This window comes from Aurantibacter sp., assembly GCF_039941195.1.
Classification (GTDB): Bacteria; Bacteroidota; Bacteroidia; order Flavobacteriales; family Flavobacteriaceae; genus Aurantibacter_A.
The window spans coordinates 19561-40044 of the sequence record NZ_JBDVFA010000078.1 but is presented as its reverse complement, the minus strand read 5'-3'; the positions used below and the strand labels follow the sequence as shown (position 1 = coordinate 40044).

Annotated in this window: 23 protein-coding genes; 14 read left to right on the top strand and 9 right to left on the bottom strand. The window is 32.8% G+C overall.

All coding sequences use genetic code 11. From position 1 onward, the window contains the following. Window positions 1-39 precede the first annotated feature (39 nt). The 3 genes from ABJF52_RS12980 (at window position 40) to ABJF52_RS12970 (ending at window position 2187) form a co-directional block, all read left to right on the top strand. On the top strand, window positions 40-591 hold the full coding sequence (locus ABJF52_RS12980) for a DUF4252 domain-containing protein (RefSeq protein WP_348150909.1): 552 nt from the start codon (window positions 40-42) through the stop codon (window positions 589-591). 83 nt (window positions 592-674) lie between these two features. After that, on the top strand, window positions 675-1211 hold the full coding sequence (locus ABJF52_RS12975) for a DUF4252 domain-containing protein (RefSeq protein ID WP_348150907.1): 537 nt from the start codon (window positions 675-677) through the stop codon (window positions 1209-1211). Between the two features lie 160 nt (window positions 1212-1371). Further along, a complete protein-coding gene (locus ABJF52_RS12970; RefSeq protein WP_348150904.1) occupies window positions 1372-2187 on the top strand; it encodes a mechanosensitive ion channel domain-containing protein in 816 nt (271 codons plus the stop codon). Between the two features lie 68 nt (window positions 2188-2255). Here the strand turns inward: ABJF52_RS12970 and purB are convergent, their stop codons facing one another. Further along, window positions 2256-3599, bottom strand: a complete 1344-nt coding sequence (gene purB / locus ABJF52_RS12965; protein WP_348150901.1) for an adenylosuccinate lyase — start codon at window positions 3597-3599, stop codon at window positions 2256-2258. Between the two features lie 59 nt (window positions 3600-3658). After that, a complete protein-coding gene (locus tag ABJF52_RS12960; protein WP_348150899.1) occupies window positions 3659-4222 on the bottom strand; it encodes an adenylosuccinate lyase in 564 nt (187 codons plus the stop codon). Between the two features lie 50 nt (window positions 4223-4272). On the opposite strand from ABJF52_RS12960, the gene ABJF52_RS12955 reads away from it, so the two are divergent. Beyond that, window positions 4273-4746: a heme-binding domain-containing protein gene (locus ABJF52_RS12955; RefSeq protein ID WP_348150896.1), complete on the top strand. Its 474-nt coding sequence runs from the start codon at window positions 4273-4275 to the stop codon at window positions 4744-4746. On the opposite strand, the gene ABJF52_RS12950 is transcribed toward ABJF52_RS12955, so the two are convergent. Beyond that, the gene (locus tag ABJF52_RS12950) at window positions 4709-5404 is read right to left on the bottom strand and encodes an NAD-dependent deacylase (RefSeq protein ID WP_348150893.1); all 696 of its coding nucleotides are present in this window, start codon (window positions 5402-5404) and stop codon (window positions 4709-4711) included. The genes ABJF52_RS12955 and ABJF52_RS12950 overlap by 38 nt on opposite strands. Before the next feature lie 34 nt (window positions 5405-5438). On the opposite strand from ABJF52_RS12950, the gene ABJF52_RS12945 reads away from it, so the two are divergent. After that, on the top strand, window positions 5439-6095 hold the full coding sequence (locus ABJF52_RS12945; RefSeq protein WP_348150890.1) for an RNA methyltransferase: 657 nt from the start codon (window positions 5439-5441) through the stop codon (window positions 6093-6095). Window positions 6096-6138: 43 nt separating this feature from the next. Beyond that, window positions 6139-6666, top strand: a complete 528-nt coding sequence (locus ABJF52_RS12940; RefSeq protein ID WP_348150887.1) for an SRPBCC family protein — start codon at window positions 6139-6141, stop codon at window positions 6664-6666. Window positions 6667-6713: 47 nt separating this feature from the next. On the opposite strand, the gene ABJF52_RS12935 is transcribed toward ABJF52_RS12940, so the two are convergent. The 5 genes from ABJF52_RS12935 to ABJF52_RS12915 all read right to left on the bottom strand — a co-directional run bounded on the left by ABJF52_RS12935 (window position 6714) and on the right by ABJF52_RS12915 (window position 12518). Next, window positions 6714-8405, bottom strand: coding sequence for an alpha-amylase family glycosyl hydrolase (locus tag ABJF52_RS12935; RefSeq protein ID WP_348150884.1), 1692 nt, complete (start codon window positions 8403-8405; stop codon window positions 6714-6716). 49 nt (window positions 8406-8454) lie between these two features. After that, window positions 8455-9237 carry a carboxypeptidase-like regulatory domain-containing protein gene (locus tag ABJF52_RS12930; protein WP_348150882.1) on the bottom strand — a complete coding sequence of 261 codons (783 nt, stop codon included), beginning with the start codon at window positions 9235-9237 and terminating at the stop codon, window positions 8455-8457. Window positions 9238-9356: 119 nt separating this feature from the next. Further along, the gene (locus ABJF52_RS12925) at window positions 9357-11159 is read right to left on the bottom strand and encodes a DEAD/DEAH box helicase (protein ID WP_348150879.1); all 1803 of its coding nucleotides are present in this window, start codon (window positions 11157-11159) and stop codon (window positions 9357-9359) included. 139 nt (window positions 11160-11298) lie between these two features. After that, the gene (locus ABJF52_RS12920; protein ID WP_348150876.1) at window positions 11299-11943 is read right to left on the bottom strand and encodes a DUF4337 domain-containing protein; all 645 of its coding nucleotides are present in this window, start codon (window positions 11941-11943) and stop codon (window positions 11299-11301) included. Beyond that, window positions 11943-12518, bottom strand: coding sequence for a non-canonical purine NTP diphosphatase (locus ABJF52_RS12915; protein ID WP_348150873.1), 576 nt, complete (start codon window positions 12516-12518; stop codon window positions 11943-11945). The genes ABJF52_RS12920 and ABJF52_RS12915 overlap by 1 nt, the downstream gene beginning before the upstream one ends. 42 nt (window positions 12519-12560) lie before the next feature. Here ABJF52_RS12915 and ABJF52_RS12910 point away from each other — a divergent pair, with 42 nt between their 5' ends. From ABJF52_RS12910 to ABJF52_RS12890, 5 genes are all read left to right on the top strand, one after another. Beyond that, window positions 12561-13013: an isoprenylcysteine carboxylmethyltransferase family protein gene (locus ABJF52_RS12910; RefSeq protein WP_348150870.1), complete on the top strand. Its 453-nt coding sequence runs from the start codon at window positions 12561-12563 to the stop codon at window positions 13011-13013. Between the two features lie 108 nt (window positions 13014-13121). Next, window positions 13122-13733: a SatD family protein gene (locus ABJF52_RS12905; RefSeq protein WP_348150867.1), complete on the top strand. Its 612-nt coding sequence runs from the start codon at window positions 13122-13124 to the stop codon at window positions 13731-13733. Further along, window positions 13730-14428, top strand: coding sequence for a DUF3307 domain-containing protein (locus ABJF52_RS12900; protein ID WP_348150865.1), 699 nt, complete (start codon window positions 13730-13732; stop codon window positions 14426-14428). The genes ABJF52_RS12905 and ABJF52_RS12900 overlap by 4 nt, the downstream gene beginning before the upstream one ends. A 338-nt stretch (window positions 14429-14766) precedes the next feature. Next, window positions 14767-16659, top strand: coding sequence for a phosphoglycerate dehydrogenase (gene serA / locus ABJF52_RS12895; RefSeq protein ID WP_348150862.1), 1893 nt, complete (start codon window positions 14767-14769; stop codon window positions 16657-16659). Between the two features lie 167 nt (window positions 16660-16826). Beyond that, window positions 16827-17645, top strand: coding sequence for a type IV pili methyl-accepting chemotaxis transducer N-terminal domain-containing protein (locus tag ABJF52_RS12890; RefSeq protein WP_348150859.1), 819 nt, complete (start codon window positions 16827-16829; stop codon window positions 17643-17645). A 21-nt stretch (window positions 17646-17666) separates the two neighbouring features. On the opposite strand, the gene rlmH is transcribed toward ABJF52_RS12890, so the two are convergent. Then, the gene (gene rlmH / locus ABJF52_RS12885) at window positions 17667-18140 is read right to left on the bottom strand and encodes a 23S rRNA (pseudouridine(1915)-N(3))-methyltransferase RlmH (protein ID WP_348150856.1); all 474 of its coding nucleotides are present in this window, start codon (window positions 18138-18140) and stop codon (window positions 17667-17669) included. A 70-nt stretch (window positions 18141-18210) separates the two neighbouring features. On the opposite strand from rlmH, the gene nadC reads away from it, so the two are divergent. The 3 genes from nadC to ABJF52_RS12870 are packed head-to-tail and all read left to right on the top strand — an operon-like array spanning window position 18211 to window position 20471. Next, window positions 18211-19068: a carboxylating nicotinate-nucleotide diphosphorylase gene (gene nadC / locus ABJF52_RS12880; RefSeq protein ID WP_348150854.1), complete on the top strand. Its 858-nt coding sequence runs from the start codon at window positions 18211-18213 to the stop codon at window positions 19066-19068. Next, window positions 19069-20037, top strand: coding sequence for a YihY/virulence factor BrkB family protein (locus tag ABJF52_RS12875; protein ID WP_348150851.1), 969 nt, complete (start codon window positions 19069-19071; stop codon window positions 20035-20037). Continuing rightward, the gene (locus ABJF52_RS12870; protein WP_348150848.1) at window positions 20034-20471 is read left to right on the top strand and encodes a DUF2147 domain-containing protein; all 438 of its coding nucleotides are present in this window, start codon (window positions 20034-20036) and stop codon (window positions 20469-20471) included. Before ABJF52_RS12875 ends, ABJF52_RS12870 begins: the two co-directional genes overlap by 4 nt. Window positions 20472-20484: the final 13 nt, after the last annotated feature.

The window sequence follows — 20484 nt, the reverse complement described above, 5'->3', positions numbered from 1 at the left end:
ATTACATCAATTAAAATGCAAACAATTAAAATAAATAAAATGAAAAAGCAAATAGCAATAGTTTTACTGGCACTTTTGCCAACCTTCATATACAGTCAAGATATTTTTGAAAAATATGAAGATAATAGCGACGTAACCTTTGTGGCCATGCAGCCCAAAATGTTTCAAATGTTAGCGAATATCAGCGTAGATTCTGATGACCCCGAAGCACAAGAATTTTTTAGTCTTGTAAAGTCTATTACTAGTTTTAGAGTAATTACCACAGCTAATAATTCTATATCAAATGATATGAATGGTTGGGTAACTTCTAAATTAAAAGGTTCTACATACGAGGAGTTAATGCGTGTTCGTGATGGTAATTCGAATGTAAAGTTTTATGTAAAAGAAGGCAAAGATAGTGATCATGTAAAAGAACTTTTAATGTTCGTTACTGGAATGGCAGATAAGAATATTAAAATAGAAGGAAAGAATATGGAAACTGTTTTACTTTCTTTAACTGGAGATATTGATTTGCGTAAAATTGGAAAACTTACAGATAAAATGGATTTGCCTGGAGGTGACCAATTAAGTAAAGCAGCAGATAAAAAGTAATAATTTAAAATTCATTATTAACAGCAGTCAATAGAAATTTTGATTGCTGTTAGCTTTATTTCATCAATCAAAAATAGAACATCATGAAAAAAATTTCAAATTTATTCGCGTTGTTGGGGCTGGTATTAATCACTGCTTGCTCTTCAACCCAAAGTCTTCAAGAATATTATGTTGACAATTCTGATAATCCAAACTTTTTAAAATTTGATGTGCCAACCAGTGTCTTAAATTTGTCAGCAGCGGAGTTAACAGAATCGCAACGTAAGGCAATGCAATCGTTTAAGAAGTTGAACGTTTTGGCTTTTAAAAAAACAGTTGATAATGCTGTTGAGTATACAGCTGAAAAAAAGGTGGTAAAAAATATTTTAAAAAATGATAATTTCAATGAGCTCATGAAATTAAATTTTGGTGCAGGTAATGCAAGTGTGCAGTATCTTGGTGATGATGATGCAATTGATGAGGTTGTTATTTACGGAAGTAGCGATGACAAAGGTTTTGCCCTAATACGAATATTAGGTGATGATATGAACCCTGCTCAATTAGTTGAATTATTAAAGGCAGTTCAAAAATCTGATTACAAAGGAGAGGGCCTTGAACAAATAGTAGATTTTTTAAAATAGGTAGATATACTTAAAAAAAGTCCCATTCAATTAAATTGAATGGGACTTTTTTTATGTTAGGAAATTATAAATCTTTAAAAAATATCTTTCAAATTGTGACTTGTTGCTTATTTTGGTGTCGTATAATTATAACGAAAACCTAAAAAATTTATAGAACATTATGGAAGACGCACAAGTATGGATTGATAAAGGCATTGAATTTGTCACCGAATATGGACCAAAAGTAATAGGTGCCATTCTCATTTACATTATAGGCTCATGGATTATTAGTAAACTTATTGGCGTTCTGCGTAAAGGAATGTTGAAAAAGGATTATGATGAATCTTTGCAAAAATTTCTTTTAAACCTTGTTAGTTGGGCTCTTAAAATCTTCTTGATTATAATGGTGATTTCTAAACTAGGTGTAGAAACAACTAGTTTTGCTGCAATTATTGCTGCTGCTGGTCTTGCCATTGGTTTAGCATTACAAGGGTCGCTTTCTAATTTTGCTGGCGGTGTACTCTTAATAATATTTAAGCCTTATAAAATTGGTGATTTGGTCGAAGCTCAAGGAACTTTAGGTGTGGTTAAAGAAATTGAAATCTTCACTACTAAATTGGTAACACCTGATAATAAATTGGCGATAGTACCTAATGGTGCAATGGCTAATGGAAATATTATCAATTATACCGCTGAAGGTAAAATGAGAGTAGACACAGTTATTGGTGTAGGTTACGATGAAGATATTAAAAAAACTAAAGAAGTTTTATTAGAAGTACTTACATCAAACCCTAAAGTACTTCAGGATCCAGCACCATCTGTAAATGTTATGGAACTTGCAGATAGTTCGGTAAACTTTGCTGTAAGACCATATTGTGCTCCTGAACATTATTGGGATGTTTACTTTGCTACTTACGAGAATTGTAAAATAGCTTTAGACAAAGCAGGTATCGAAATTCCTTACCCTCATGCTGTCGAAATACACAAAGAAGCTTAATTAATAACATAGATTACAAAAAGAAAAGACCGCAATCGCGGTCTTTTTTTATGCTTTATAATCAGATTTTAAATTCCAGTATAATTACTTGGTGTAATTGCTTTAAGTTCTGTTTTAATTGTATCTGAAACATCTAAGGTGTCTATAAACCCTGATATTGATTGTTGATTTATTTTTTCATTAGTTCTGGTTAAACCTTTCAATGCTTCATACGGATTAGGATATCCTTCTCGTCGTAAAATCGTTTGAATGGCTTCTGCTACTACAGCCCAATTATTTTCTAAATCTTGCTCAAATTTAGCAGCATTTAAAAGCAGTTTGTTTAAACCTTTCATGGTAGATTGAAAAGCAATCATAGTATGGGCAAAAGGTACGCCGATGTTTCTTAAAACCGTACTATCGGTTAAATCTCGTTGTAATCGGGATATCGGCAATTTCGCAGAAAGGTGTTCGAAAATTGCGTTTGCAATACCTAAGTTTCCTTCAGAATTCTCAAAATCAATAGGATTTACTTTATGTGGCATTGCAGAAGACCCTATTTCACCCTTTTTAATTTTCTGTTTAAAATAATCCATAGAAACGTAGGTCCAGAAATCTCTATCTAAATCTATTACAATGGTATTTATGCGTTTCATACAATCAAATAAAGCTGCAATATGATCGTAATGTTCTATTTGTGTTGTTGGAAAAGAATGATAGAGGCCTAATTTTTCTTGCACAAATTTTTCTCCAAATGCTTTCCAATCGATATTGGGATAAGCAACTTTATGTGCATTGTAATTTCCAGTAGCACCACCAAATTTTGCGGCACTTGGAATATCATTTAATAAATTAAATTGTTCTTTTAAACGAACTACATATACTTCAATTTCTTTTCCTAAACGGGTAGGAGATGCTGGTTGTCCATGCGTTCTGGCCAACATTGAAATGTCTGCCCACTCGATAACTAATTCTTCGAGCTTTTCTAATAACTGAAAATATTGAGGTACATAAACAGCATTCATAGCTTCTTTCATAGAAAGCGGAATAGCCGTATTGTTTATATCCTGAGAGGTTAATCCGAAATGAATAAATTCTTTAAAAGCATCTAGTCCTAAAACATCAAATTTCTTTTTAATAAAATATTCGACTGCTTTTACATCGTGATTAGTAACCTTCTCTAAGTCTTTTATTTCTTGAGCATCAGCAGTGTCAAAATTCTTGTAAATCTCTCGCATCGTGTCAAATTTACTGTTGTCAAATTCTGATAATTGGGGTAGTGGTATTTCGCACAAGGCAATAAAATATTCTATTTCTACTTGCACACGATATTTAATAAGAGCTTCCTCAGAAAAGAAAGGTCCTAGATTATCTACTTTGTTTCTATAGCGCCCATCTATAGGCGAAATTGCATTCAATTGATTTAACGACATAGCTGCTTTATTAAAAGCTGCAAAGATACCTAATAGGAAGAGAGTTTGAAAGTTTGTATCTACAGTTTTATTTTGGTTAAAACCATTCGTGCTCTAGCCTTATAAGCGGCACTACCACTAGGGTAATTTTGCTCTAGTACCATTTTTAATTCGGGGTGAATCCAGTCAAAATCTTTACCCATTAAATAGAGACAAGTCATAGCATGTGCTTTAGGAGCTACATTGTGTGAGCCAATTAACCAGTCAAAACAAGCTGTAGTTAGCCGTTCTAAGTGCACTTTTTTCACCACTTGTTTCGATGGCGTTTCTTTTTTAGAATAATAATCAAGTAGTAATAATTCACACATTTTGGCAAGAGGTCTAATCCCTTGTTCTCGGTTTATGCTATGTAAGCTTTTAGTAAAGAAATTTAGATGTGGTAATAGTAATGTTACATTTTGTTTTATGGTGTATTCCGTTACCCAAATGGCTTTGTCTGATATGTAATTATCATTTTCAAAAGCGACTTCTAATAGTTGAGGAATTAATCTTGGAGTCTTTAAAGCTAATTCCGCCATCTTACCTCTTTTTTCACGCGTATGATTTACATAATCTAGCTTAGTAATAAGATCCGCCTTAGTCATTATTATCGTACTTTAGTTGTACCTCAAATTATTGAACTTAATATAATGGAATGAAATTACTCAAAAAAATATTTTTGGGCCTGCTGTTAGTACTTGTGATTTTACAATTTTTTAGACCAGAAAAAAATACTACTCAAGGTAATCATACAAAATTATTTTTGGATGAAACTAACCCTCCTGCTGATGTAAAATTAATTCTAGAGCAAGCTTGTTATGATTGTCATAGTAACAACACTGTTTACCCATGGTATAATAATGTAGCGCCATTTTCTTTTTGGTTGTCAGATCACATAAAGGATGGAAAAAAACACTTAAATTTTTCGGATTGGGAATCTTATGAAACGAAAAAGAAAGATCATAAGTTGGATGAAGTAATTGAAACAGTAACGGACGATGAAATGCCACTAAAAGAATATACTTGGACGCACAGCAATGCAAGATTAACAGCGGAGCAAAGAAACAATGTTGTTCTCTGGGCTAAGTCGACTAGGCTTTTATATCAAGCAAAGATGTTACAAGATTAGGAACTCCATTAGTTGCTGAATCCGCGATTATTTTAATATTCTTAAAATCGTTTTGACCAACACTTGGTTTCGGATCAATAAAATAAATAGGTGTATTAGCATTCACTTCATGGATTAAACCTGCAGCAGGGTAAACTTGCATGGAAGTTCCGATTATAATTAAAATATCAGCCTTCGAAGTAATGGTTATAGCTTTTTCCAATAATGGTACTTGTTCACCAAACCAAACAATATGTGGCCGTAATTGATAACCTTTTTCACTTAAATCTCCTATTACAAGGTCATTTTCCCAGTTTAAAATTAAGTTTTCGTCTTGCGTGCATCGCACTTTTAGAAGTTCACCATGAATATGATGAACTTGAGAACTACCTGCGCGTTCATGCAAATCATCTACATTTTGAGTAATTATAGTAACATCAAACAAATCCTCAAGAGTAAATAATGCATCATGTGCTGAATTGGGACTAACAGTTGATAATTGTCTTCTTCTTTGATTATAAAAATCTAATACTAATTCTGGATTGTTAGTAAAACCTTGTGGAGAAGCAACCTCCATAACATCGTGCCCTTCCCATAATCCATCGGCATCTCTAAATGTTTTTATTCCGCTTTCAGCACTTATTCCTGCTCCAGTAAGCACAACTACTTTTTTCTTCATAATTCTAAAAATAGTCTTTTTGTATATTCGAATTATGATTGACCATCAACTTTTAAAATATTTAGAAGAAATTATTACGCCAGAACGCAAAGAACGTTTTGCAAGTATTCTAGCGGATAGGACAAAGTATATTACTGTGGCTATTGAAGATGTATTTCAGTTGCATAACACTAGTGCGGTAATTAGAAGTTGTGAAATTTTCGGTATACAAGAATCGCATGTGGTTGAAGGGCGATTTGGCCAACGTTTGGATAAAAATATTGCGATGGGTGCTGAACAATGGGTAGATGTGAAGCGGTATTCAAATACTGAAACCTGTATCAGTAACCTTCGAAAAAATGGATATCAAATTATTGCAACTACACCTCATAATGATTCTTGTTTATTACATGAATTTACCCTTGACAAAAAGACCGCACTCTTTTTTGGTACAGAAAGAGAAGGTTTAAGTGATGTAGTATTAAAAGAAGCTGATGGCTTTTTGAAAATACCAATGCTAGGTTTTACAGAGAGTTTAAATATTTCTGTTTCTGCAGCTATTATTTTGCAATATTTAAGAACACAATTAAATGCCTCTGAGATAAAATGGGGACTTAGCCCTGAAGAAAAAATTGAAAAGCATTTAGATTGGACGAAAAAATCAATTAAGAGTATTGACGAAATTTTAGAAAGGTATTACAAAGAGAATTAATTTTTTCTTATATTTATTAGTTAACCAACTAAAAATCAACACTATGTATTTAGCGCTTTATGTGGTTTTAGCAATTTTAGCGATTGTGTTATTATTGGCATTAATTGCTCCAAAAAACTATGATGTCTCCCGTTCTATTGAGGTTTCAAGACCGAAACAAGAAGTATTTGAATATTTAAAATCTTTAAAAAAGATGGATGAATGGTCTCCTTGGGCCAAAAAAGACCCGAATATGAAAAAGACATTTACTGGAGTAGATGGGGAAGTGGGGTGTGTGAGTCACTGGGTTGGCAATAAAGAAGTAGGAGAGGGCGAACAAGAAATTAAAAAGATTGTTGACGGTGAACGTATTGATTCTGAATTACGTTTTTTTAAACCTTGGAAATCGACATCTGATTGTTATTTAAAAGTGGATGAAGCTACTTTGAATAGTTCAAAAGTTACTTGGGGATTTTCTGGGGAAAATAAATTTCCGATGAGTATTATGACTTTATTAATGAGTATGGATAAAATGGTAGGTAAAGATTTTGAAACTGGTTTAGCATCAATGAAAGAAATCTTAGAGCAATAGGTTTAATTGTTTTTCGATGAAAATTAATAACACGGTTGAATTTGAAACTAAGGTGCTAATTCCAATAAGGCAATTGTACTATTATTATCTAAAAATACTTTGCCACTTTCAACTACGACTTCTGTATTAGTATAAGTGTCCAGCAATTTTGTTCCATTACCAAAAAAACCTTTTACCCAAAGTGATTTTTTCCCCACTGGTAAATCTAAACCTACGGCTACTTTATCTTTATAATCACCATCTATATAAGTACGACCAAATACATATGGTTTTTTTGCTAATCTTTTATGACGACCAGCTCCAATTGCTGGATGATTGTCTCGGAATTTTCCTAATTTCTGCCAATGCTGAAGTATCTTTTTAGTTTCTTCAGAATTTTCTAAATCCTCCCAATTCATAAAAGAACGTAGCGTGGCATCTCCAATTGCTCCTTCAATTGTCAGGTCTCTTGCTGTTTCATCTCCGTAATATACTTGGGAAGCTCCGGGTGTTAACAATAAGTAATTAGCTGTTACATATGGTTTTGTTCTTTCTTTGTCGAAAGGGGAGTCATCATCGTGCGATGTCATATAATTCAAAACTGAGTGGCCTTTAAGTTTGCTATTTAAAAGCTTACTATATTTTTCAAAAACAATATCGTAGCTTTTTTTAGCATCGCTTTTCAGTTCAAAATTTATAAGACTTTTAAATCCATTATTAAAATAATCAACTTTTTTATCTCCGAAATCATATTCACGACCACTAGAAATAGTATAACCATAAACTTCACCGGTCATAAAAAATGGGTTGTTATCGAGAATCTTATCTGGATTTCTTTTTTTCCAAGTATTAAATGAATACGAAGCTTCTTTATATAATTCTGCCCAAGCTTCTTCATCAACATGCTTTACAGTATCCACACGGTACCCATCAATGCCAAATTCTTTTATGTAATCAGTAAGCCATTTTATAATGTAATATCTTGGGGCACGAGGATATCCCGTACGTTCAAAAAATAACTGTAGTTCGTCAAGTTCTTGACTTAATTTACCTTCGTCCTTCCATTTTGCCAATAAGTGATCGGGCAATTTTATTGCCTCTTTAGAGGGTGTACGAATATCAGGTAAACCATCAACTAATGTGCAACTGGTAGTATTTTCATAATTTGTGAATTCGCAGGTAGGAGAGGTTTTTACCCATTCTTCCGGCCATAAGGGATCTAGTTCAGTAGTAGGTCCAGTATGGTTTAAAACTACATCCATAAGTATTCTAATTCCATATTTATGTGCTGTTTCTACAAGGATTTCAAGTTCATCTCTTGTACCAAAATTAGCATCTAAACTGGTCCAATCTTTTGTCCAATAACCATGATATCCATAGGTGATTCCGGTTCCTTCGTCTACAGAACCATGTATGTTTTCTACAACCGGGGTAAACCAAATTGCATTTATACCTAAGTCTGTAAAATAACCCTCAGTAATTTTTTCGGTAATTCCGGTAATGTCACCACCCATAAAGCCACGTAAAACAGCGGTAGAATCTTTACGCTCGTAATTTATATCGTTTGAAGCGTTGCCGTTGTAAAAGCGGTCTGTAAGTAGAAAATAAACATTGGCGGCGTCCCAAATAAAAGGAGTCGTACGTTCCGGATAGACAATTGAATCAGTAACTACTGTAGTTGCTTCTACTGGTTCTTTTTTTTGTTGCTTACAACTAAATACAAAAGAGAACATTGCAAGGGCAATCAGAAGTTTCTTCATTTATAGCTATTTTTTCTAAAGCTATAAAATGATGCTGGGAAAAGAAAATTTATTTTTTACGATTTAGAACTTTGAAGTCCTCATAACAGCTACTAATAGCATCTAAAATTTGAAGATCATTTGCTGTACGTATAAAAGACTTCGAATAATTACAATTATTTAAGATGTCTTCTATATCTAACTTTTCCATATTTAAAAGCTCAGTTAACGCCTCGCGGTCAAATTTAGTAGCTAAAAGATCTCTAATGTGGTCGTCTGCTTTCACCTTACGGAGCTTTCGCATATTATTCGGTTTTCTGCCAAATAAATTACGTAGTTGATCGGCTGGGTTTAATATGGCTCCCAATACTTTTGTAACAGCACTAGGACTTTTATTTCCTGCTTCGTAACTTACATTTAAACCAGATATACTGTATTGATATGCATTGTTTACAGGTATGTTTTTTACATCAATTTCTAAATATCCTGTAAGTTGATATGGTTTTACAATTACTTCTTCTAATGCATACGCTAATTCGGTTAAAGATATTTTAGTGTCTTTAAACTTAAACATGTCATTAGTAATTCTAATTTTCTGTGATTTGAACCCTAAAAAAGAAAAGTACAATGTGTCATTAACAGCTGCATCTATTTTAAATTCCCCTTTTTCATTGGTGATAGTACCAATAACCTGATTTAGGTTAATAATATGAACAGACTCCATTACCGATTCATCTTGCGCATTTACCACAATAGCATTAAACTCCCTTAATTGTGGGGCATCTTCTTCTATATCTTGAGCAATAGAAGTTAATCCGTATAATAAGGTAAAAAGAAGTATAAATTTACGCATTGACACTAAATCAGTTGTTTCGGAGTGCTAAACAAATGAAAAAAAAGGGTTTGAGCAGATTTTTAATAAAGAATTAACTCGTTTAAACTAAAAAAGTTTAAACGAGTTATAATTTTCTACTAGTAAAAACCACTTTTTTTCTTGCTACTACTTCTTCTTTTTCCAGAATTTGAAGCACTACCTTTTGAAAATTTTCTATCGCGACCTCTAGAACTACCTCGTCCAGAATTACCTCCGCCTGAACCACCTTTGTAGCTTCTTCGACCTCTGTTGCGTCCACCTCGACCACCTTCAGGACTCTTTGAAACTTCAACATTTATAAATCTACCATTCTCTTTATATTCTGTAAAGAATGCTAAAATGGCTTCAGTGTGTTCTGCTTCGGTATTGAAAAATGAGAATGCATCTTTCGTATCCACCTTAAAGACATCATCGCGACCTAAGCTTAGTTTATCTTTTAGGAAATCTTTTAAAGTCATCCAATCATAACCATCTTTTTCACCAACATTGATGAAATAACGAACAGATCCATCTGATGAATTTCCTCGGTCTTTTCTACCTCTGTCACTTCTGTCATTACCACGTTCACGATCAGGACCAGAACTATTTAAATCTTTCGATTTACTGTAGTAGTTTGAGAATCTTGTAAATTCTACTGAAACTATTTTCTTTATAAGTTCTTCGCGATCTAATCCTTCAAGAACTTCATTAATGGCGGGTAAATAACTTTCAACATCAGCATTAATCTCCGTATCCTTTATTTTGTTTGCCAAATGATATAACTGTGTTTCGCATATTTCGATTCCAGATGGAATTTTCTTGCTAATGAAATCACGTTTTATTTTTCTTTCAATAGCATTTATTTTTCGCATTTCACTGCGCGTTACAATTACCATCGATATTCCCGACTTACCTGCACGACCTGTACGACCACTTCGGTGATTGTAAGTTTCAATTTCATCAGGTAATTGATAGTTGATTACATGAGTAATATCGTCTACATCAATACCACGGGCTGCTACATCAGTAGCAACTAACATTTGAATTTGTTTTTTTCTAAACGAACTCATCACCAAATCTCTTTGGTTTTGACTAAGGTCTCCGTGCAAGGCACCAGCATTATAGCCATCTTCTATTAGTTTTTCTGCTACGCGTTGCGTATCTCTTTTTGTTCTACAGAATACAACTGAAAATATATCAGGATTAGCATCTGCTAATCGTTTTAATGCTGGGTAACGGTCACGACCACTAACTACATAGTATTCGTGTTGTACGGTATCCGTACCAGAATTTTTAGCACCAACCGTTATTTCTTGTGGGTTGTGCATGAATTTTTTGGCGATTACCGAAACTTCTTTCGGCATGGTTGCTGAAAACAACCATGTAGATTTTTCATCAGGAGTATTTGAAAGTATCTCTTTAATATCTTCAAAGAAGCCCATGTTTAACATCTCATCTGCCTCATCTAATATGCAGTAATCAATTTTTGAGATATCTACTAAGCGTCTTCCAATCATATCTTTCATACGACCTGGTGTTGCTACTACTATTTGAGCACCACGCTTTATTTGTCGTGCTTGCTCTGTAATGCTAGCACCACCATATATTGCCACTACATTTATGTTCTTCTCATACTTTGAGTATAATTTTAACTCATTTGTAATTTGCAAACAAAGTTCACGAGTAGGAGAAAGGATTAAACCTTGAGTGGTTCTACTATCTGATTGTAATTTTTGAATTAGTGGAAAACCAAAAGCTGCGGTTTTACCTGTTCCTGTTTGTGCGAGAGCTACTAAATCGGTCTCGTCTTCCAATAAAATTGGGATTGCTTTTTCTTGTACTTCTGAAGGGTTTTCAAAACCCATATCAGCAACTGCATCTAATAGGGTCTGTTGTAGCCCTAGCGCTTCAAATTTGTTCATTTTATGTTATACTAAATCGCAAATATGTGTGTTGCATAGAGCGATTATCGCGTATAACCTATTGAACTCAGCGCAACACCTGCCATACCGGCGGCGGTTAATAAAGGCGCAAAGGTACAGCTAATTATTCAATTGATAATCAAGGTGCTATTATATAACCATATATGGCGATTATCGTACCTATTATCCCGAAAAAAGCCATGAGAACAATAAAAGATTTTTGAAGTTTAGGATTATCATAAATAATGATACAAACGGCACCAAGTACTATGCTTATTTGAAAAAACAGCATTGCGATATCGAACTTCTTAGTGGCCACATCATATTGGTCTGCAAGTACTTCCCATTCTTTTACGCCTACTATTTCGCCCAATTCACCATCAAGGTCTTGTGTCCATTCTTCTTTCGGAATGTTGGCCGATCCAATCAATATTTCATTTTTCTCTGCACCATACTTTTTTATTTTTTCTTTCGATTTTTTTATGGATGCTACAATAGTTGATTTGTTATTTTCAGCAATTAAATTTGTTTGTAATAGTGCTTCTAAATAATCTAATTCACTTTCTTTTAAACTCTCTTTTATACTTTTCGATTGATACCAACTGGAATAATTAACAACTTTGTTATGTGCTATCATCATCTCCTCTTCAAATTCACCATTTATCATTTGTGAAATAGCCATTAGTGCGGCGAAAAAGGCAATCATAACTCCACCTATGGCCTCTGCTTTTTCGGATGCAACAGAGACTTCAACGGTTTTTATATTAGCGTTTTTTTGTGACATTAGTTTAGTGTTTTTAAATATGCTATCAATTTTTGGAGTGCTTTTCCTCGATGACTTATTTTGTTCTTTGTAGACATCGGTAGCTCTGCAAAGGTCTGTTTAAATTCGTTAGGAATAAAAATTGGATCATAACCAAAGCCGCCATTACCTATTTTCTTTTTAGATATTAAACCGAATACTGTACCCTCGAAAAAGTGACTTTCATTATTTAGGTTTAATGCAATTACGGTTTTAAAGTGTGCAGATCTATTTTTAGTGGTAAGCGCTTTTAACAATTTATTTATATTGTCTTCATCATTTTTTTGTTCACCAGCATATCTTGCGGAATAAACACCTGGAGCCCCATTTAATGCCTCAATTAAAAGCCCCGTGTCATCTGCAAAGCAAGGTAGGCCGTAATTTTGGGTTACATAGTCTGCTTTAATTTTTGCATTACCCTCTAATGTTTCTGCTGTTTCGGGAATTTCTTCGGTACAATCGATGTCGGATAAAGATAGTAAGGTTATGTTTTTTGGCATCAATAACTGTACTTCTCTTAATTTGTTTTGGTTGTGGGTAGCAAAAACAAGTTTCATATATAGTTGATATAATATTTTCGAAAATAGTAATTTTATAAGATGGAATTAAAATTACCACCTGTAGTTGTCTTTTTTATTTTTGCATTATTGATGTATTTGCTTGCCAGTTTTTTGCCTTTTGGTGAATTTGAATTCTTTGGTCGTTCTTATTTAAGTTATATTCTTACAGGAATGGCTATTGTTATTGGTTTTATCTCTATAAGTTATTTTATAAAAAATAAAACTACTGTTGACCCTAGAAAACCTGAAAAAACTGCAAAATTGGTGACCAGTGGAATATTCGCCTTTAGTCGTAATCCAATGTATCTTGCATTATTATTGGTATTGATTGCTTTTGGATTATACTTAGGAAATGCTTTCAATACTTTACTCGCTGCTTTTTTTGTTTCTTATATGAATAGATTTCAGATTTTACCTGAAGAAAAAGTACTTGTAGATTTGTTTGGCAAAGAATATCGAATTTACTGTAAAAACGTAAGACGTTGGTTTTGAGTATTTTAATTTATTTACGATATTCTTATTTATTACTAATTATGCTTATAAATTAATATTATTATCTTTTTTGCTTATATTTTATTATATTAGCATTTTAACTTATATATGAAAGCAATAATTACAGGTGACATTATCAATTCTGAAAAGCATCAGGCTTCCATTTGGATGGATATTTTAAAGAATTGCTTTAGCCAAATAGGAGAGTCTCCGCATGATTGGGAAATCTATAGAGGAGATGAATTTCAATTAAAAGTATCGGCAGCGAAAGCACTTGAAGTAGCCCTACACATAAAAGCTCGTATTAAGTCTATCAAAGGACTAGATGTAAGAATGGGGATTGGAGTTGGTGAAATTTCCTTTGTAGGGAATGGTGTAAGTGAATCCAATGGACCAGCTTATCGATTGTCCGGAAGAAGCTTTGAATCGCTAAAAGCATCAAAACTAAATTTGACTTTTGCTTCTAATGATTTGCTGAATGATCGTAGTTTTAATTTAATGCTAAAGTTAGCTTTAAATTTCATTGATGATTGGTCTCCGGTTTCAGCAGAAATAGTGGCACTAGCTTTAGAAAATCCAAATGCATCTCAGCAAATTATTGCAAATCAATTAAATATTAAACAATCTGCCGTAAGTCAACGTCAAAAAAGAGCCAGGTTAGATTTAGTTCAAGAATTATTAGCCTATTACGAAGAAACTATTAAAGAAATCGCCCCATGATTTTATTTGTAAAATTATTTTTAGCTCACCTTATAGCCGATTTTCTATTGCAACCCAATAGGTGGGTTATTCATAAAGAAGCTAATAAAGTAGCTTCAAAATATTTATACTTCCATGTTCTTTTGCATTTTGTAATTACTATGCTATTGTTATGGGATTTAGCTGCATGGCAAATGGTACTTATAATAACAATATCGCATTACATTATAGATTTAGTAAAATTGTATGCCAACCCGTTTTTTAAGCTAAAAAGCGTTCCATTTTTTATAGATCAATTACTGCATATATTAATTTTATACTGCTGCACATTCTATGGGAACTTGCAGGAGCAGACCATATCTATTTTTCAGCAAATGGACTGGCCCTTTGTAACCGCAATTGTATTTGTAAGTTTTCCTGCCGCAATAATCATGGGAAAGCTGTTGGAAGGCATGTCAAGTCAGATAGAATTTGATCATAAATCATTACCGAATGCAGGTAAGTACATCGGTATTATTGAACGCTTATTTGTGCTAGTATTTATTATTTTAGGTAGATGGGAAGCAATTGGCCTACTTATTACGGCCAAGTCTGTATTTCGATTTAACGATTTAAAAGAAAGCAATAGTCGAAAATTAACGGAGTATATTCTTATTGGAACCCTAATGAGCTTTGGTTTAGCAATTATTACTGGTATTATATATAAAAGCATTTAAAGTCTAAATATCATACTTATTTTTGTTTTATTGACTTTTTAACATTTTTATCGTCTTAGGAACATGTGCTATACAAATAAGACTTTTATAGAAAAAGGGAGCTTGAAGAACTTCAAAATAGAAACCTAACTACATATATGAGAGGTCTATATGTTAAGAATTTGTATCAAAATGTTTACGATTGGTTATACCGATAACTTTTGATAACATTTGACCAATACCAAAGGGATTAATCTTTATTTTTACAGCTTATTATTTTCAATAGTTACTATTTCTGTGAAAACAGAAGTCCAAATTTCATTTAAATAAAATTCCTGGCTCATCAGGAAAAATAAATTATGGTAGAAGTGGGTAGAAAATACGTATTCGATTTTGACAGCACATTAACGAGGGTTGAGGCACTTGATGTTTTAGCTGAAATGACGTTGCAGGGTAATTCAAACAAAGATGAGGTTATTGAAGAAATTCAAAAAATAACCAATCTTGGTATTGATGGAGACATCTCTTTTACCGAATCGTTAGAACGTAGAATAAAATTGCTGAAAGCTAATAAATCCGATTTGGAGGGGTTAGTATCAGAATTACGTCAAAAAATTTCAAAATCAATTGAATCAAACAAAGAGTTTTTTGAAAAATTTTCAGATGATATCTATGTAATTTCATGCGGATTTAAGGAGTTTATAGACCCTATTGTAGAAGAGTATAATATTCCTTCTGATCGGGTATATGCCAACACATTTAAATTTAATGATGAAGGAGATATCGTTGGTTTTGATGAAGAGAATCCGCTTTCGCAACATAATGGAAAAATAGAATGTCTTAAAAACATGGACTTAGAGGGCGAGGTACAGGTAATTGGCGATGGTTATAGCGATTATGTTATGCGCGAAGCTGGTATTGCTGATAAGTTTTTTGCCTATACCGAGAATGTACATCGAGATAAGGCTGCAAAAAATGCGGATCACGTAACACCTAATTTAGATGAGTTTCTTTTTGTGAATGATTTACCACGAAATATCTCATATCCAAAAAATAGAATTAAGATTTTACTTTTAGAAAATGTGCATCCAGCGGCATTCGATAAATTCTCTGGAGATGGTTTTTCTGTAGAATTAGTTGATAAAGCTATTCCAGAAGAAGAATTAATCGAAAAAATAAAGGGAGTTCATGTTTTGGGTATTCGTTCTAAAACACAAGTAACTGAAAAGGTTTTAGAAGCAGCAGATAAATTGTTGGTTGTTGGTGCTTTTTGTATTGGAACTACTCAAATTGATTTAAAAACTGCTAGAAACAAAGGTATTGTTGTTTTCAACGCTCCTTATAGTAATACGCGTTCAGTAGTAGAATTGGCCATTGGACAAATTATAATGTTAATGCGAAATGTTTTTCCTAGAAGTACGGAAATTCATAATGGACAATGGAATAAAACAGCCATTAATTCACGTGAAGTGCGAGGAAAAAACCTAGGGATTGTAGGTTATGGTAATATTGGAAAGCAATTATCGGTATTAGCAGAGGCTCTGGGTATGCGTGTTTATTATTATGATGTTGATGATAAATTAGCATTAGGTAACGCTGTTAAATGTAATACATTAGAAGATTTATTAAATGTCTCCGACGTTGTTACATTGCATATTGATGACAATAAGGCGAATAAAAACTTTATTGGAGAAAGAGAATTAGGACAGATGAAAAAAGGTGCTATTCTTATAAATCTTTCGAGAGGTTTTGTGGTTGATATTAAAGCCTTAGTTGCTTCATTAAAATCTGGTAAATTAGGGGGCGCTGCTGTGGATGTATATCCTGAGGAACCAAGAAGTAACGGAGAATTTATTACAGAATTACAAGGTTTGACTAATGTTATTCTAACACCACATGTTGGTGGTAGTACGGAAGAGGCGCAAAGAGATATTGCAGATTTTGTTCCTAATAAAATAATGGATTATATAAATTCTGGAAATACTGTTGACGCTGTTAACTTCCCTAATATTAGACTGCCAAAACAAAATAACGCACACCGTTTCTTGCATATTCATAAGAATGTTCCAGGAATTATGGCTAAGATAAATAAGGTTTTAGCTGAGTATGAGATGAATATTACTGGACAATATCTTTCTACAGATAGTGATGTCGGTTATGTGATTTCTGATTTGGATAAAGAATATAATAAAGAAGTAATTAGTGCTTTAAAGAAAGTCGAGAATACTATTAAATTTAGAGTTCTATATTAAGTAGTGCTATTCATCTACGATTGTATTAATCGTAAAAGTAAATATCAAAAAAATGCAAGTTGTTACAATTTGCATTTTTTTTTGGTTATTTATTACTGAAAAGAGACAACATTTTGGTCATTACTGGGTTATGCTTATGTGAATTGTATGTAGGAAAAATCTTTATAATGTTTAAAAGAGTTTTAACAAAACTAAAATTGAAGGATAATTTTAGTAGATATTACCTTTTGGTTTTTACAGTAATTGTGTTAACGGTTGTAATACAAACAATTATTCAATATTCTTTATCTAAGCAAAGACAAGCTTCATTAATAATTAATGAGGCTGGAAAGCAACGAATGTTATCTCAAGTAATATTGAATAGTGTTTATTCATGTAAGTATGGAACCTGTGACTATGGTAAGCTTCGTTTTGCATTAAACAAGATCAACAATACGCACATAGTTCTACAAAAAGGTTCTTCCTCAACTGGTATTCCGGTTTTGGATAATGAAAGCATTCAAGATAATTTTAATAAGCTTCAACCTAACTTGAATTATATTACAGCAAGTTTAGACGATTTTACAATGCTAAATTCAGTAAACATTGAAGAACTTACAATTGAAGTAAATCAGTTTTTGGAGGTAATGGACAACATTGTTTTTCAATTTCAAAAAGCTTCAGAAGAAGACATTAAGACCTTAATGATAATTGAAATGGAATTGGCCGTATTTTCTTTGTTGATTTTAATCTTGGAAATATTCTTAATTATAAATCCATCCTTTAAAAAAATCACATTGCAGAATCAGAAATTAAAAGAGATTAATTGGCACCAAACACATGCATTTAATTCTCATATGAAAAATATAAAGGATTTCAATCATATTCTTAAAATAGAAAAGAACCTATCACATAAAGAAGAATTAATTACTTGTCTAATGGAGGAGCTAAGCGATTTGGAAGGTGTTTCAAATAATATGGTAAAGTCTTTGGAAAAACAGGCTTAAGTTTTTATGGTATTATTCCGCTTATCGATGATGATAAGGTTCGTTCTTTAATATGGTAAAAGCTCTGTACAATTGTTCAACAACAAACAATCGAACCATTTGATGTGAGAAGGTCATTGTAGAAAGACTTATTTTTCCATGTGCTTTTTGATATATTTCTTGACTAAAACCATAGGGACCACCAATTACAAAAACCAATTGCTTTATTCCTGAATTCATTTTCTTTTGAAGATATTCGGAAAAATCTACGGATGAGAATTGTTTTCCTTTCTCATCTAATAATATCAGAACATCAGTATTGTTCAATTTTTTCAAAATTAACGCTCCTTCTTTTTCTTTTTGCTGATTTTCCGAAAGATTTTTCGAGTTTTTGATATCCTGAATTATCTCTAGTTCAAACTTGATATAATGTTTCAATCTATTTTCATAGGTTCTAATCAATGTTTGCAATTCCTTATTATCGGTTTTACCTATAGCGAGAAGTTTAATAGTCATGTTTCAAAGTTACAGGAATTTCTTTTTTTGGTATATGTTTTTGTTAATTTAGCCTAAAGCAAAAAGACATATGATTACAGAAGAACAATTTCAAAAAGAATTAGATATTATTATTTCAAATGCTATTCGCGAGGATGTTGGTGATGGTGATCATAGTTCTTTATCTTGTATTCCTGCTTCTGCAACTGGCAAAGCTAAATTATTGGTAAAAGAAGATGGAATATTGGCCGGTATCGAATTTGCGAAACAGGTTTTTGCTTTTGTGGATGATTCGCTTGAAATAGAAGTACTTATTGAAGATGGACAAAAAGTCGTCTACGGAGATATTGCATTTTATGTTTCAGGTAGCTCTCAAAGTATTTTAAAAGCAGAGCGTCTTGTTTTAAATGCTATGCAACGAATGAGTGCCATTGCAACCAAAACCAATTTTTTTGTAAACTTATTAGAAGGTACAAATACAAAAATATTAGATACGCGTAAGACCACACCAGGTATTAGAGCTCTTGAAAAATGGGCTGTTAAAATAGGAGGAGGGGTCAATCATCGTTTTGCTTTGTATGATATGATAATGCTTAAAGACAACCATATTGATTTTGCTGGTGGCATAACCAATGCAATTCAAAAAACGAAAGATTACCTAAAGGAAACTAAGCGCGATTTAAAAATTATAGTAGAAGCAAGGGACTTAACTGAAATTAGAGAGATTTTAAAATCTGATGGTGTATACCGAATTCTCATTGATAATTTTAATTATGAAGACACCCGTACAGCGGTTAAATTAATAGGAGAAAAATGCCTAACAGAATCTTCTGGTGGAATCAATGAAAAAACTATTCGTAAATATGCTGAATGCGGTGTGGATTATATTTCTTCTGGGGCCTTAACACATTCAGTCTATAATTTAGACCTTAGCCTAAAAGCGGTATAAATGTCGAAAGAAATCGAAGAAAAGCTGGAGAAAATCCCCATAGTTAATTGGGCTGTAAAACTTTTACAGCAAATTAAACTTCCGGGTTTTGAAGGACTGTCGATTTACGATCTTATTGAAATGTATGTTGGAGGAATAATAAATGGCGCCCTTGGAACAAGAGCTAGTTCTATTGCTTTTAGCCTTTTTATGGCATTATTTCCGCTAATTATTTTCCTGGTTACTTTGGTGCCATTTTTAGTATCATTTTTTAGCTTGGGTGATTCAAGTTTTGAAGCTCAATTTTTACCTTTTTTAGAGTCTTTTTTGCCTTCTGGTACAGCAGATTATTTTAGTGATATATATGAGCAAATTAAAAACCAAAAGAGTGGTGGTATTTTGTCATCTACTTTTTTGCTGTCTATTTTTTTAATGGCAAATGGTGTTAATGCAATTTTTGGAGGTTTTGAGACTTCATACCATGTGAGTTTAACTCGTAACCTTTTTAAACAATACGCGTATGCGCTAATGGTTGGCTTACTTTTATCTATCTTGATTATAATTGGTTTTGTGGCATTTGTCTATATCGAAGTATATGTTTTAAAGTATTTGAGCGAATTTGTTGCTAGACAAGGTGGTTATGTCTTAGATGAAGGTGAACTATTAGGGGTGCAAATTGCCAAATTTCTATTTTTTATAATTCTATCCTATTTTACTACAGCTATTTTATATTATTTTGGAACAGCAGAAGGCAAGCAAGCCAAGTTTTTTTCGGCAGGTGCATTAATGACAACCCTTCTCTTTATTTTAACTTCTTATCTGTTCGGTGTTTATGTAGAAAAGTTTGCTCGTTATAATGAATTATATGGTGCTTTGGGAGGTTTGTTGATATTGATGGTATTTATTTGGTTAAATTCCAATATATTGCTACTCGGCTTTGAATTAAACGCATCGCTAAATTCATTAAGAAACAGATATAAAAAAGCATGATCTTTCCCACAAAGTTTTCCTTAGTATTAGTGTTAATTTTAACTACAAGTTTTGCGAATTCACAATCTATATTTGGCAAATGGAAAACGATTGACGATCGAACAGGAAACCCAAAGGCGATTATTGATATTTTTAACAAGGACGGATTAATGTATGGTGTTGTTGAAAAAATTGTTGAGCCAGGAAAAGAGAATGCTAAATGTGTTAAATGTGAGGGTGATTTAAAAGATAAACCAGTTTTAGGAATGACTATAATTGATGGTTTAGAAAAGCATGAAGATGGGGTGTGGAAAGGAAAAACACTTTTTGACCCTGAACAAGCAATGACATTTCGCTGCAAAATTTGGTTGAACCCTGATAATTCTGATGAATTGAAAGTAAGGGGTTATCTAGCATTTATTTACCGTACCCAAACTTGGGTACGTGCCGATTGATATTATAGAGTTA

Excerpts from the sequence above, each read along its gene's own strand:
- ABJF52_RS12980 (WP_348150909.1), top strand. The coding sequence starts at position 40 with ATGAAAAAGCAAATAGCAATAGTTTTACTGGCACTTTTGCCAACCTTC.
- ABJF52_RS12975 (WP_348150907.1), top strand. The coding sequence starts at position 675 with ATGAAAAAAATTTCAAATTTATTCGCGTTGTTGGGGCTGGTATTAATC.
- ABJF52_RS12970 (WP_348150904.1), top strand. The coding sequence starts at position 1,372 with ATGGAAGACGCACAAGTATGGATTGATAAAGGCATTGAATTTGTCACC.
- purB (WP_348150901.1), bottom strand. The coding sequence starts at position 3,599 with ATGTCGTTAAATCAATTGAATGCAATTTCGCCTATAGATGGGCGCTAT.
- ABJF52_RS12960 (WP_348150899.1), bottom strand. The coding sequence starts at position 4,222 with ATGACTAAGGCGGATCTTATTACTAAGCTAGATTATGTAAATCATACG.
- ABJF52_RS12955 (WP_348150896.1), top strand. The coding sequence starts at position 4,273 with ATGAAATTACTCAAAAAAATATTTTTGGGCCTGCTGTTAGTACTTGTG.
- ABJF52_RS12950 (WP_348150893.1), bottom strand. The coding sequence starts at position 5,404 with ATGAAGAAAAAAGTAGTTGTGCTTACTGGAGCAGGAATAAGTGCTGAA.
- ABJF52_RS12945 (WP_348150890.1), top strand. The coding sequence starts at position 5,439 with ATGATTGACCATCAACTTTTAAAATATTTAGAAGAAATTATTACGCCA.
- ABJF52_RS12940 (WP_348150887.1), top strand. The coding sequence starts at position 6,139 with ATGTATTTAGCGCTTTATGTGGTTTTAGCAATTTTAGCGATTGTGTTA.
- ABJF52_RS12935 (WP_348150884.1), bottom strand. The coding sequence starts at position 8,405 with ATGAAGAAACTTCTGATTGCCCTTGCAATGTTCTCTTTTGTATTTAGT.
- ABJF52_RS12930 (WP_348150882.1), bottom strand. The coding sequence starts at position 9,237 with ATGCGTAAATTTATACTTCTTTTTACCTTATTATACGGATTAACTTCT.
- ABJF52_RS12925 (WP_348150879.1), bottom strand. The coding sequence starts at position 11,159 with ATGAACAAATTTGAAGCGCTAGGGCTACAACAGACCCTATTAGATGCA.
- ABJF52_RS12920 (WP_348150876.1), bottom strand. The coding sequence starts at position 11,943 with ATGTCACAAAAAAACGCTAATATAAAAACCGTTGAAGTCTCTGTTGCA.
- ABJF52_RS12915 (WP_348150873.1), bottom strand. The coding sequence starts at position 12,518 with ATGAAACTTGTTTTTGCTACCCACAACCAAAACAAATTAAGAGAAGTA.
- ABJF52_RS12910 (WP_348150870.1), top strand. The coding sequence starts at position 12,561 with ATGGAATTAAAATTACCACCTGTAGTTGTCTTTTTTATTTTTGCATTA.
- ABJF52_RS12905 (WP_348150867.1), top strand. The coding sequence starts at position 13,122 with ATGAAAGCAATAATTACAGGTGACATTATCAATTCTGAAAAGCATCAG.
- ABJF52_RS12900 (WP_348150865.1), top strand. The coding sequence starts at position 13,730 with ATGATTTTATTTGTAAAATTATTTTTAGCTCACCTTATAGCCGATTTT.
- serA (WP_348150862.1), top strand. The coding sequence starts at position 14,767 with ATGGTAGAAGTGGGTAGAAAATACGTATTCGATTTTGACAGCACATTA.
- ABJF52_RS12890 (WP_348150859.1), top strand. The coding sequence starts at position 16,827 with ATGTTTAAAAGAGTTTTAACAAAACTAAAATTGAAGGATAATTTTAGT.
- rlmH (WP_348150856.1), bottom strand. The coding sequence starts at position 18,140 with ATGACTATTAAACTTCTCGCTATAGGTAAAACCGATAATAAGGAATTG.
- nadC (WP_348150854.1), top strand. The coding sequence starts at position 18,211 with ATGATTACAGAAGAACAATTTCAAAAAGAATTAGATATTATTATTTCA.
- ABJF52_RS12875 (WP_348150851.1), top strand. The coding sequence starts at position 19,069 with ATGTCGAAAGAAATCGAAGAAAAGCTGGAGAAAATCCCCATAGTTAAT.
- ABJF52_RS12870 (WP_348150848.1), top strand. The coding sequence starts at position 20,034 with ATGATCTTTCCCACAAAGTTTTCCTTAGTATTAGTGTTAATTTTAACT.